Below are 12380 nucleotides of genomic sequence, written 5' to 3' on the forward strand. Positions count from 1 at the left end.
GGCCGTCTCCGCGCACACGGTGATAGCTGAGTTCGCGGCTCCCCCTCACCCGGATCGCATCTGACCATGCGATGCGACCTCTAAGAGCGAGCTTCGCTCGTCTCGACCCCGCACGCGGGGCGAGGTGAAGCGGCGCCCGCTGCTCGGTCGGAAGTAGTCGTCCTGGTTTAGGAGGCCGACATGGACGAAGGACCTAGTTGCCCCGTTGCGCAGCATTCAGGCGCGGCAACGGGATTCTCGATCTGCATCACATCTGGAAATGCCGCTGCTCACGGTAGCGGAGACGTGCGCGCCTGACGACGCCCGCGTCCCTCCCGCCGTGCCGAAAGGCGGCGAGGAGACGCGAAATGACCGAAAGCAAGACCACACAAACCGCCATTCTCGATAGCGCGCATGCCGGCGACATCCACGGCGCGCTCGGCAGCATCGCTCGCGACGACACCGCGCCGCGCGCGACCTTGCTGGCCCGGCTGAAGACACTGCTGGCGATCGTCGGCCCCGGCCTGATCGTGATGGTCGGCGACAACGACGCCGGCGCGTTCGGCACCTATACCCAGGCCGGACAGAATTACGGCACCACGCTGCTGTGGACGCTGCTGCTGCTGATCCCCGTGCTGTACGTCAACCAGGAGATGGTAGTGCGGCTCGGCGCGGTCACCGGGGTCGGCCATGCGCGGCTGATCTTCGAGCGCTTCGGCAAGTTCTGGGGCGCCTTCAGCGTCATCGACCTCTTGGTATTGAACGCGCTGACCATCGTCACAGAGTTCATCGGCATCACGTTCGCACTTCGTTATCTCGGCGTCTCGCAGTTCTGGGGCGTGTTGGCCTCGGCTGTTATCGTGATGCTGGCGGTCTCGACCGGCGACTTTCGCCGCTTCGAACGCTTCGGCATCGTGCTGGTCGCAGGCAGCCTGCTGCTGGTACCCGTGATCCTGATGGTGCATCCGCCGCTCGGGCAGATCGCGGCGGACTTCTTCGTGCCGAAGATGCCGCAGGACGCCAAGCTCAGCGAGGTGATGCTGCTGATCGTCGCCATCGTCGGCACCACGGTGGCGCCGTGGCAATTGTTCTTCCAGCAGAGCTACATCGTCGACAAGCGGATCACGCCGCGTTTCATCCGCTATGAGCGGATGGATCTGTGCATCGGCATCGTGCTGGTGGTAGTCGGCGCCGTGGCGATGATCTCGTTCTGCGCGGCAGTGTTCGCAGGAAAGCCCGAATTCGGCAACTACACCGACGCGCTGGGGACCGCCGTCGGCCTCGAGACATATGCCGGCCGGCTGCCGGCGATGCTGTTCGCCCTTGCGCTGCTCGATGCCTGCATCATCGGTGCTGCGGCAGTCTCCCTCGCGACCGCTTATGCGATCGGCGACGTGTTCGCGGTGAAGCACTCGCTGCACCGCAAGCCGTGGGACGCGAAGGGCTTCTACAGCGTCTATTGCGGCCTGATCGTGCTCGCGGCGGTGCTGGTGCTGACGCCGGGCACGCCGCTCGGACTATTGACCAACGCGGTGCAGACGCTGGCCGGCGTGCTGCTGCCGAGCGCGACCGTGTTCCTGCTGCTGCTGTGCAACGACCGCCACATCCTCGGGCCCTGGGTCAATTCGACCAAACTCAACCTGTTCACCGGCGCGGTGGTCGCGGGGCTGGTGATGCTGTCGGTGATCCTGACCGCCGCGGTGCTGTTCCCCGATCTCGGCGAGACGTGGATCATCGGCATCCTGATCGGCGGCAGCGTGCTTGCGCTCGCGATCACGGCGGCCGTCAAGCTGTACGAGCTGTCGTCGCGCCGCAACGCGTCGTTCCGCTTCAAGCGCAAGCCCTCGCTGGTCGACCCCGACAGCTGGCGGATGCCGCCGCTCGACCGGCTGCCGCCGGCGCGGCTCAGCCCGCTGAGCCGGATCTGGATGATCGTGCTGCGTGGCTATCTCGTCGTCGCCGCCGGCCTCGTGCTGCTGCGGATCGTCCAGCTCGCCACGGTGGGAGCGTGACCGCGCGCAATCGCGGCCGGCGATGGAGCGCGATCGTGCTGCTCAGGCTGGCGAGCGCCATCCTGCGCGGCGCGGCCGCGCTCCACCGGAAACGCACAATCTCAAACGCCGGGCTGCGGACGGCGCTGTCGATAGCGCGATGTGTCGAACGGGCCGGCGCGCGGGTCGTGCTCGGCAGGGCATCGCAGCCGGCATTCATCAACACCAAGGACGAGGACAATGGCGGCATCGATTGAACGGTCGGTCGCGACCGGTTTGTCACGGACACGCGGCCGATCGCCGCCGATGTGGCCTGCCGCCTCGCGCTGTTACGTGACTGTCACGGTGGCGTGCAAATCGGAACGGTATCGGGCGCGCCTCAGTTGCTATTGCGAATTATTTGCAATAAGCAACAGGGGATGCTAGGTGCTGATCTGGCTTTGGATGGGACGACACAGATCGGACCGGGGACGGCGGGCGATGATTTCAAATCTCGGGTGGCAAGCGGCCACCAAATCTGCAGTGATGCCGGGCGAAACCGCCACTCGTTCGCGGAAAGCCGCGTCATGACCTGCGTCCGCCTCTTCCGGGTCCAGATCGCCGCCGGCGCAGCGCTCGGTGCGGCAACCTTCGGCGCGCCGGCGACCGCGGCCGATCTGGCGCTCAAATCCCCCGCCGCCAGGGCGGTCTACAGCTGGACCGGGTTCTACGTCGGCGCCCATGTCGGTTATGGCGACGGCACGCTGGGTCCCGGCACCAACCCGATCCTCGAACAGGGCGTGTTCTTTCCGCCCACCATCACCGGCGGGATCGGCGGCTTCCAGGTCGGATACAACAAGGAATTCGCCAACCGCTTCGTGCTCGGCGTCGAGGCGGATGCGACCTTCACGGGCCCGACCGACCTGCCGCGGCGAGTGCTCGGTCCCTTCAATTCGTCGATCGACTATGTCGGCACGCTGCGCGGCCGCGCCGGCTACTCTTTCGGTACCTGGATGCCTTACGTGACCGGCGGCTTCGCCTGGGGCCACAGCCAGGTTCGGATCAACGACGCCGCGGGCGAGGTGATCTCGGAGCCCGGCCAGTACCAGACTGGCTGGACCGTCGGCGCCGGCGCCGAATTTGCGGTGAGCGGCAATTGGACCGCCAAGGTCGAATACGACTATGTCGACCTGTCGCGCCGCACGCTCGGCCTCAATGATTTCGGCATGCCCGGCGTCAGCATCGACCCGCGTATTCATTTGCTGAAATTCGGCCTCAACTATCAGTTCGGCGACTCGCCATGGTCGGCGACGCCGACGCGCACCGCGCTGCCTGAATCGAGCGACTGGAGCGTGCACGGCCAGACGACGCTGCTGCCGCAGACCTATCCGTCCTTCCGTTCGCCCTATGCCGGCACCAACAGCCTTCCCGGCGCGGGGCAGTTGCAGCAGACCTGGACCACGACGGCGTTCCTCGGCGTGCGGCTCTGGGAAGGCGGCGAGTTCTACTTCAACCCGGAAACCGCGCAGGGCTTTGGCCTCAACGGCACGCTCGGCCTTGCCGGCTTCTCGAACGGCGAAGCGCAGAAGGCCGGCGCGCCGTTCCCGAAAATCCGGCCGCAGCGCTACTACTTCAAGCAGACCTTCGGCTTCGGCGGCGAGCAGGAAGACGTCGCCGACGGCCCAAACCAGATCGCCGGCAAGCGTGACATCGACCGGCTCACGCTCGTGGTCGGGCGCTTTGCAGTCGGCGATTTCTTCGACGGTAATTCCTACGCCAAGGACCCGCGCGCCGATTTCATGAACTGGGCGATGTGGGCGTCCGCCGCCTACGACTTCCCGGCCGACCTGCCCGGCTATACGCGCGGCGCGGTGGTCGAGCTCAACCGCAAGGATTGGGCGGTGCGCGCCGGCGTGTTCCAGGTGCCGAACGCACCGAACAGCGACGTTCTGGTGTTCGACACCGGCGGCGCCGTGGTGGAATTCGAGGGCCGCTATTCGATCTTCGATCAGCCCGGCAAGCTGCGCGTTGGCGTGTTCGGCAACCGCGGCAACACTGGCAATTACGCCCAGGCGCTCGCGATCGAGGACGCAAATCCGGGGCTCGACATCAACGACGTGATGGCCGGCATCCGCAAGGACAATCTGAAATACGGCTTCTATCTGAACGGCGAGCAGCAGATCGCAAAGGATGTCGGCCTGTTCGGCCGCCTCAGCTGGAACGACGGCAGGACCGAGATCCTGTCGTTCACCGATGTCGATCGCAGCGTCTCGGGCGGCCTGTCGATCAAGGGCAGCAGGTGGGGACGGGCGAACGACACGATCGGCATCGGTGGAGCGATCAACGGGCTGTCATCAGCGCATCGCGATTATCTTGCCGCCGGCGGCCTCGGTCTGCTGATCGGCGACGGCGCGCTGAACTACAGCCCGGAGCGGATCTTCGAGACCTACTACGCCTATCAGGTGAACAAGAACCTGACGCTGACCGCGGACTATCAGTTCATCACCAACCCCGCCTACAACGCCGACCGCGGCCCGGTGCACATCTTCTCCGGCCGCATCCACGGCGAGTTCTGAACGCGCCATCTCCCAACGTCGTCCCGGCGAAAGTCGGGACGACAGCAAATTTGCCGCGCCGTTCTTCTCAATGATGTCTCGGAGGTGGTTCGATAGAGCAAACGCCCTCTCCCCACTCAGATATATGTAGACCCCCGGGCTTGCCGCAAGCCCGGGATCATCCCGTAGAACGCGCGCCCAATCGAACGGAGGAGTGCGGGATGCGGGAACATGCTGTCGTGATTGCCGGCGGAGGTCCGACCGGGCTGATGCTGGCGGGCGAATTGGCGCTGGCGGGAATAGATGTTGCGATTGTCGAGCGGCGCGCGAGGGAGGACCTGATCGGCGCGCGGGCCGGCGGCCTGCACGCGCGCACCATCGAGGTGCTCGATCAGCGCGGCATCGGCGACCGCTTCGTCGTGCTGGGGACGCGCCATCCGGCGGTGCTGTTCCATTCTCATCTGGTTCCGCTTGAGATCACCGACTTTCCGACCCGGCGCAATTTCACGCTGGGGCTCCGGCAGAACCATATCGAGCGCCTGCTCGGCGAATGGGTCGGCGAACTGGCGGTGCAGACCTATCGCGCGCGCGACGTGACCGGCTTCACGCAGGACGACGGCGGCGTCGACGTCGAACTGTCGGATGGCCAATTGCTCCGGGCACAATATCTCATCGGCTGCGATGGCGGCCGGAGCTTCGTCCGCAAAGCGGCCGGCATCGAATTCGCAGGGTGGGATCCGACCACGAGCTGGCTGATCGCCGAGGCCGAGATGGCGGGCGAGCCGGAATGGGGCTTTCGCCAGCACGACGCCGGCACCTCAGCGATCGGCAAGGCGGAAGATGGCCGGCGGGTGCGGCTGGTGCTGACAGAGCGGCAACTCGGCACCGACCGGGAGCCGACCTTGCGCGACGTCAGCGAGGCACTGGTCGCCGCGTACGGCACCGATTTCGGCATCCACAGTCCGGTCTGGATCTCGCGCTTCACCGACATGACCCGGCAGGCCGTGACCTACCGCAAACAGCGCGTGCTGCTGGCCGGCGATGCCGCCCATGTGCATCCGCCGATGGGCGGCCAGGGCCTCAATATCGGCGTGCAGGACGCGGTGAACCTGGGCTGGAAGCTGGCCCAGGTGGTCAAGCAGATCGCGCCGGACAGCCTGCTCGACACCTACGAAGCCGAACGGCATCCGGTGGCGGCCCGCGTGCTGCGCAACACCATGGCGCATGTCGCCCTCAACCGCACCGATCCGCGCACCAGGGCGCTGAACGAGATCGTCTCCGGCCTGCTGCGCATGGACGAGCCGCGCAGAAGCTTTGCCGCGATGATGTCCGGCCTCGATCTTCACTACGATCTTGGCGACGGCCATCCGCTGCTCGGACGCCGCATGCCCGATCTCGATCTGGTCACCGCCAACGGCCCGATGCAGGTCTTCGCGCTGCTGCACCGGGCGCGGCCGGTGCTGCTGAATTTCGGCGCGCCCGGCGGCATCGCCATCGCGGGATGGACCGACCGGGTTCAGCTGGTCGATACCGAGTATCGCAGCGCATGGGAGCTTCCCGCGCACGGAACGGTTTCGGCCCCGACCGCGGTGCTGGTGCGGCCCGATGGCTACGTGGCCTGGGTTGGCGAGCAAACGCAGGCAGGCCTAACCGAGGCGCTGACCAAATGGTTCGGCGCGTCCGCTGGTACGTGGTGAGCGTAGCCCGGATGGAGCGCAGCGTAATCCGTGATCGGTCGATCCGCACAGAGAGTGGTCCCGGATTACGCTGCGCTTCATCCGGGCTACGGATTTGCCGCCCCTACCCCGCCGGCTGGAACGAATCCGCGCGCGCCATCGCCCAGGCGTCGCGGAAGCGGCGGTCCTGGGTACCTTCGAGCAGTTCGCCGGGGCGCAGCGTCGGATAGAGCTCGGCGAAGGAAGAGACCTCGGTGGTCGAACTTCGCTGCGAGAAGTGGATCGGGCGCAGCTCCTTGGTGTGCTCGAGGCCGGCGGCGGCGAGCAGCTCGGTCAGCGCGTGCAGGGTCGAGTGGTGGTAGTTGTACACGCGGTCGATCTTGTCGGGCACATAGAGCGCGCGGTTGCGGATCGGGTCCTGCGACGTGACGCCGGTCGGACAGCGATCAGTGTGGCAGCTCAGAGACTGGATGCAGCCGAGCGCGAACATGAAGCCGCGCGCCGAATTGCACCAGTCGGCCCCGATCGCCATCGCGCGCGCCATGTCGAAGGCGGTCGCGATCTTGCCGGAGGCACCGATCTTGATCCGATCGCGCGCGCCGATGCCGATCAGCGCGTTGTGGACGAAATTGACGCCCTCGCGCATCGGCATGCCGAGATGGTCCATGAATTCGAGCGGCGCGGCGCCGGTGCCGCCCTCATTGCCGTCGACCACGATGAAGTCGGGATAGAGCCCGCTCTCGTGCATCGCCTTGCAGATCGCCAGGAATTCCCAGGGATGGCCGATGCACATCTTGAAGCCGGCAGGCTTGCCGCCGGACAGCTTGCGCATCTGGGCGACGAATTCCATCATCTGCAGCGGCGTCGAGAACGCCTTGTGATAGGCCGGCGAGATGCAGTCCTCGCCCATCGGTACGCCCCGGATCTTGGAAATCTCCTCGGAAACCTTCGCCGCCGGCAGCACGCCGCCATGGCCGGGCTTGGCACCCTGGCTGATCTTGAGCTCGACCATCTTGATCTGATCGTCACCCGCGACGCGTGCGAACTCGTCGGGATTGAAGGTGCCGTCACGGTTGCGGCAGCCGAAATAGCCGGAGCCGATCTCCCAGATGATGTCGCCTCCCATCTCGCGGTGATAAGGGCTGACGCCGCCCTCCCCGGTGTCGTGGGCGAAGCCGCCCTTCTTGGCGCCGGCATTGAGCGCCCGCACCGCGTTCGGGCTCAGCGCGCCAAAGCTCATCGCCGAGATATTGAAGACCGAGGCCGAATACGGCTTGGTGCAGTCGGGGCCGCCGACGGTGATGCGGAATTTCTGGTCGGCCTTCGGCTTCGGCGCCACCGAGTGGTGCATCCACTCATAGCCCTCGCGATAGACGTCCTCCTGGGTGCCGAACGGCCGCTTGTCGAGCACCATCTTGGCACGCTGGTAAACCACCGCGCGGGTGTCGCGGGAGAACGGCATGCCGTCCTTCTCGCTCTCGAAGAAATATTGCCGCATCTCCGGGCGGATTTCCTCGAGCAGGAAGCGGACATGCGCCGAGATCGGGTAGTTGCGCAGCACCGCGTGGTTCTTCTGGGTGAGGTCGCGGATGCCGAGCAATGTCAGCGCGCCGAAGATGATCAGCGGGATCAGGACGATCTTGAAGACCTTGTGATCGAAAATCCCAACCAGCAGCAGGAGCGCGGTGACGACGGCGCAGATCGTCAGCACGATGAAACGCGGCGAGAACGGAAGCAGCACTGTATCCATGAAATTCCTCCGGTCTGCCCAAATGACCTGTCGGCCGCGAGCCTAATCCAACTCGCGGAACAAGTGCACTACGGTTATACGGCCGAGCCCTCACAGATGTGACAACCGCCCGAATGGGCGGGTGCGGATACCGGTCGAACTAAAACGAAATCGACTTTTGCACTGCAACGAAGCGGAGAGCCCCACAAAGACTGCGCCCCCTTTCCCGCTTGCGGGCGGGGCTAGCGCATATAGCGCTTGCGGGCTTCTGCAACTGACGTGTCCACGTCATCGAGCCATGGAACGAGGCCGATAGGGGGATAGGACAGCTGCCGTCGCACGGCGCGCTGCCAAAATATCGAAAACAACCCCATGCAAAGGAGCCGGCGACGTGCCGGCGCTCGACCAGCACCTTGACACGTCGGGCAAATCAGGGGTATTATTCTATTATCCCGAAATCATGATGTGAATCTGCAGCTCCTCCGTCGTCCCTGCCTGGTGCGCAATTGCGCACGGGAGCAGGCCCATACGCCGCGGCGGACCTTGTTGAAGGGACTCATCGTTCCAGCATCGCCCAACAATTGGCATTTGTGGTTATGGGTCTCTGCTTTCGCAGGGACGACGATGGGGATGGTTCTCGATTCGAGGCGTCACACCACGCGGTGTCATCACTCGCGGATGCCGCCTAGTGGTCGTGCGGCTGCAATTCGTGCGGGATGTGCCCCGGCCTCAGGCCGTCGCCGTCGAGCCAGGCGTTGGTGGTGTCGAGTGCCCGGGTAATGTGATCGGCAGTCCGCGAGAAATCGTAGGGCGAGCCGACCAGCGGGCAGAGCGGCGGCACCACGAAGTACTCGACATCGGGCCCGATGTTCTCGAGCTCGTTGACGAGCTGCCGCGCGATCAGGAGCGTCAGCGCGTGCAGGGCATTGGCGAGCGCGCCGATCGGCGGCGCCTGGTTGGCGCAGGCATGCCCGGTCGGCAGCACGATCAGGCGCTTGGCACCGTGCCTGACCGCGACGCGGACCGGCGTGTTGCTGGAGATCGCGCCATCGGCCAGGAAACGATCGCGGTAGCGCACCGGCGTGAACGCGCCGGGGATCGCGGTCGATGCGACGATCGCCTCGGCGGTCGAACCTTCCGACAGCACCACGCTGTCGCCGCTGATGATGTCTGTGGTGACGATGTGGATAGGGATCCGCGCGTCCTCGAGATTGCGGAACGGGATGTAGTCGTCGATCAGCTTGCGGACGCCGTCATGGGGGATCAGGAAGTCGCGCCGCCACAGGAAGCTCACCAGGGTCCGCCAGGTCACCGGAAACACGTCCTGCCGGTTGAGGCCGCGCCAGATCTCGGCCAGCCGCGCGACGCCCGAGACCGTCGGATCGCCGGCGTAGAACGCGCCGTTCAGTGCGCCGACGCTGGAGCCGACCACCATGTCGGCGACCACGCCATGCGCGGCCAGCGCCTGCAGCATGCCGACCTGGATCGCGCCAAAGCTGCCGCCGCCGGCAAAAACAAAGGCGGTTTTCGGTGCATCCGGATCGGTGATGGACAAGGTGCTGCTCCCAGATCGCCGCGTTCGCGCAACGGCCGCGCGGCGTTGGGGGCGTTATAGCAGTGGGAGATTGGACGGCGCCACATACACAGATGTCGTCCTGGCCTCATGCGCAATTGCGCACGGGAGCCAGGACCCATAACCACAATGCAAAAGGCTGGAGCCCGATGGGGCCCCAGCCTTCGCAAAACAGGGAGCGGTGGTAATGGTCCTGGCTTTCGCCAGGACGGACAATCCTGACGCTCTACGGCCTCAGCGCTCGACGAACGCCTTCTCGATCACGAAGTGACCGGGGGTGTTGCCGCTGCCTTCCTTGAAGCCGCGCGTCTCGAACAGCTGCTTCAGCTCTTCCAGCATCGCCGGGCTGCCGCACATCATGATGCGGTCGGTCTCGATGTCGAGCGGACCCTGATGCAGATCGGTGAACAGCTGGTTGGAGGTGATCAGGTCGGTGATGCGGCCGCGGTTGCGGAACGGCTCGCGCGTCACGGTCGGATAGTATGAGAGCTTCTCGGACAGCAGCGGCCCGAACAGTTCGTCGTCGCGCAGCTTGGCGACCAGCTCCTCGCCATAGGCGAGCTCGGAGACCTGGCGGCAGCCATGTACCAGCAGGATCTGATCGTAGCGATCATAGACCTCGGGGTCCTTAATCAGGCTGGCGAACGGCGCGAGGCCGGTGCCGGTCGACAGCAGCATCAGCCGCTTGCCGGGAATCAGGTTGTCGGTGATCAGCGTGCCGGTCGCCTTGCGGCCGACCAGGATGGTGTCGCCCTCGCGGATCTTCTGCAGCTTGGAGGTGAGCGGGCCGTCCTGCACCTTGATCGAGAAGAACTCGAGCTCTTCCTCGTGATTGGCGCTCGCCATCGAATAGGCGCGCAGCAGCGGCCGGCCGTCGACCTCGAGGCCGATCATGGCAAACTGCCCGTTCTGGAAGCGGAAACCGGAATCGCGGGTCGCCCGGAAGCTGAAAAGCGTATCGGTCCAGTGCTGAACGGAAAGAACTTTCTCTCGATAGAACGCGCTCATGGGTTTTCGTTTTCCCGACTGACCAGAGTTAGAATAGTTTGATTTTTAGACGGCTCGCGACGGCGCGGAAGTAGCCGAAATCACTGAAGATCTCGCGTGTCCATTGCGCCAATGCAGCAGATAGTCAAGATCAACTGGCGTGCAATTGCGATCTCAGAATGGCAGTCGTTCGACTTCGCGCAGAGGTTCAGCCGCGTCATCGTTAACACGTGGTAGTGCACGTAATTTACTTGCTGAGATCGGTATCGATCTGGCAATTAATTGCTACGAAAACCGCGGTGAAGGGAAAATGATCTCGTGGTCCTGATCAGCCAGCGAATCTTCCTGGAAACCATCAAAAAATATTGTTTGGCGCACGCGATTGCCGTCGAGGTGCGGTCCGGCGGCTGGCTGGTCACCATGACCAGGGGCAACGCGCGGCGGCTCGCGATCGGCTACGACGTCGGGCTGAACAGCGCGGTCGCGCATCAGGTCGCCAACGACAAATCGGCCTGCGCGGACGTGCTGGCATCGGCCGGCGTCCCCGTCATTCCGCATACGCTGTTTTTGGGCGCGAAGCTCAGCAAGCACATCCCGGGATCGGACTCGCTGGACGCGATGCAGCGTCTGCTCGAGCAGCATCCGCAGGGGCTCGTCGTCAAACCCAATGAGGGGACCTCCGGCGAGCTTGTCTTCCGTGTCAAGACGCGAACGCAACTGGAGACCGCGGTCGCGCGCGTCCTTGCCGCGCATCCAAGTCTCGCCATCTCGCCCTATGTCGAGATCGCGGACGAGGTGCGCGTCGTGCTGCTGGATGCGCGCGCGCTGATCGTCTACGGCAAGGCGCGCCCGTCGGTGACCGGCGACGGCATAAGATCGCTGCGCGCGCTGGCGCAGGCGAGCGCGACGGCCGAGCAACTCAAGACCATGACCGAGGATTTCGATGCCGCCGCGCTCGACGCCGTTCCGCCCGCCGGCGAACAGCTTCTGCTCAACTGGCGGCATAACCTCGATGCCGGCGCGGAGCCCGTGCTGCTCGCCGATGGCACGACGCGCGAGGCCTGCGTCGCGCTCGCGATCAGGGCCGCGCAGGCCGTCGGCATCCGCTACGCCTCGATCGACGTCGTGCGCACGGATGGCGCGTGGAAAATCCTCGAGGTGAACTCCGGGGTGAAGATGGAAGCGCTGGGGCGCCGGCATCCGGCGCTGGTCGAGGCGGCGTATTCGGCCGCGCTGGACAAAGTGTTCGCGTAGGCAGCGTTTCCCCGCCCGACGACGCGGGCTCGCCGGCGCGATCCCGCACTGTGAGCGCCCGATCAGTTTTGCGGGTGCTCCTTTTCATAGGCGGCGACAATCAATTCCGATTGCTCGATCTGTGCCGTGAGACGCTCGATCTCGGCTTGCGTCTCTGGAAACACGTCAGCCCCCGCCGTATTTCCGGATTGCAATTCCGCGATCAATTCCCGGTTCTTCGCAATCTGCTCCCGGTGCCAATCGATTTCGGGATCGTCTTGCATGGGCCACCCATCGGCGAGATCTACGACGCCAGCTCTCGCAGCAGCATGGGTGGATAAACCGGCTTCTCGAAAAACTTGACGCCCTCAGGCAGCGCGCTGTCCGGGGGCCGGCCCGAGATGACCATAACGCGCACGCCCGGATCGCAATCGACGGCCAAACGTGCAAGCTCGACGCCATCCATTTTGCCCGTGAGCTTGATATCGGTAACCACCAGCGACGGATGACGCATCTTGATGGCCAGCGCTGCCGTCTCGGCGTCCTCGCACTGGATGACGTCGAAATGGCCTTCTTCCAACAACAGCGCAATCATGTCGCGCTGGATCGTGTCGTCTTCGACCACAATTGCTATTTGACGAACTGGTCTCGCGTAAGCCATGGCGACCTCCGAACGAT

The 12380-nt window shown here is 64.8% G+C and carries 10 protein-coding genes; 5 read left to right on the forward strand and 5 right to left on the reverse strand.

What is annotated here, in order from left to right; all coding sequences use genetic code 11:
- Positions 1 to 347 precede the first annotated feature (347 nt).
- The 4 genes from QA639_RS40045 to QA639_RS40060 all read left to right on the forward strand — a co-directional run bounded on the left by QA639_RS40045 (position 348) and on the right by QA639_RS40060 (position 6201).
- Positions 348 to 1991, forward strand: coding sequence for an Nramp family divalent metal transporter (locus QA639_RS40045; RefSeq protein ID WP_028337603.1), 1644 nt, complete (start codon positions 348 to 350; stop codon positions 1989 to 1991).
- The gene (locus tag QA639_RS40050) at positions 1988 to 2227 is read left to right on the forward strand and encodes a hypothetical protein (protein ID WP_028337604.1); all 240 of its coding nucleotides are present in this window, start codon (positions 1988 to 1990) and stop codon (positions 2225 to 2227) included. The genes QA639_RS40045 and QA639_RS40050 overlap by 4 nt, the downstream gene beginning before the upstream one ends.
- Positions 2228 to 2536: 309 nt before the next feature.
- Positions 2537 to 4525 (forward strand): carbohydrate porin, encoded by a 1989-nt coding sequence (locus QA639_RS40055; RefSeq protein ID WP_283088786.1) that lies wholly within the window; start codon positions 2537 to 2539, stop codon positions 4523 to 4525.
- Positions 4526 to 4725: 200 nt separating this feature from the next.
- Positions 4726 to 6201 carry an FAD-dependent monooxygenase gene (locus QA639_RS40060; RefSeq protein WP_283088787.1) on the forward strand — a complete coding sequence of 492 codons (1476 nt, stop codon included), beginning with the start codon at positions 4726 to 4728 and terminating at the stop codon, positions 6199 to 6201.
- A 103-nt stretch (positions 6202 to 6304) separates the two neighbouring features.
- Here QA639_RS40060 and QA639_RS40065 read toward each other — a convergent pair whose 3' ends face one another.
- From QA639_RS40065 to QA639_RS40075, 3 genes are all read right to left on the reverse strand, one after another.
- On the reverse strand, positions 6305 to 7930 hold the full coding sequence (locus QA639_RS40065; RefSeq protein WP_028337607.1) for an FMN-binding glutamate synthase family protein: 1626 nt from the start codon (positions 7928 to 7930) through the stop codon (positions 6305 to 6307).
- Between the two features lie 664 nt (positions 7931 to 8594).
- Positions 8595 to 9464: a patatin-like phospholipase family protein gene (locus QA639_RS40070; protein ID WP_157342415.1), complete on the reverse strand. Its 870-nt coding sequence runs from the start codon at positions 9462 to 9464 to the stop codon at positions 8595 to 8597.
- Positions 9465 to 9716: 252 nt separating this feature from the next.
- Complete coding sequence (locus QA639_RS40075) at positions 9717 to 10490, reverse strand: ferredoxin--NADP reductase (protein ID WP_024581583.1); 774 nt, start codon at positions 10488 to 10490, stop codon at positions 9717 to 9719.
- 297 nt (positions 10491 to 10787) lie between these two features.
- Here QA639_RS40075 and QA639_RS40080 point away from each other — a divergent pair, with 297 nt between their 5' ends.
- The gene (locus tag QA639_RS40080; protein ID WP_283088788.1) at positions 10788 to 11723 is read left to right on the forward strand and encodes an ATP-grasp domain-containing protein; all 936 of its coding nucleotides are present in this window, start codon (positions 10788 to 10790) and stop codon (positions 11721 to 11723) included.
- Between the two features lie 62 nt (positions 11724 to 11785).
- On the opposite strand, the gene QA639_RS40085 is transcribed toward QA639_RS40080, so the two are convergent.
- Both QA639_RS40085 and QA639_RS40090 read right to left on the reverse strand, forming a co-directional pair.
- The gene (locus QA639_RS40085; protein WP_283088789.1) at positions 11786 to 11986 is read right to left on the reverse strand and encodes a hypothetical protein; all 201 of its coding nucleotides are present in this window, start codon (positions 11984 to 11986) and stop codon (positions 11786 to 11788) included.
- Between the two features lie 20 nt (positions 11987 to 12006).
- A complete protein-coding gene (locus QA639_RS40090) occupies positions 12007 to 12363 on the reverse strand; it encodes a response regulator (protein WP_283088790.1) in 357 nt (118 codons plus the stop codon).
- Positions 12364 to 12380: the final 17 nt, after the last annotated feature.

It is taken from the genome of Bradyrhizobium pachyrhizi (genome assembly GCF_029714545.1).
Lineage (GTDB): Bacteria > Pseudomonadota > Alphaproteobacteria > Rhizobiales > Xanthobacteraceae > Bradyrhizobium > Bradyrhizobium pachyrhizi.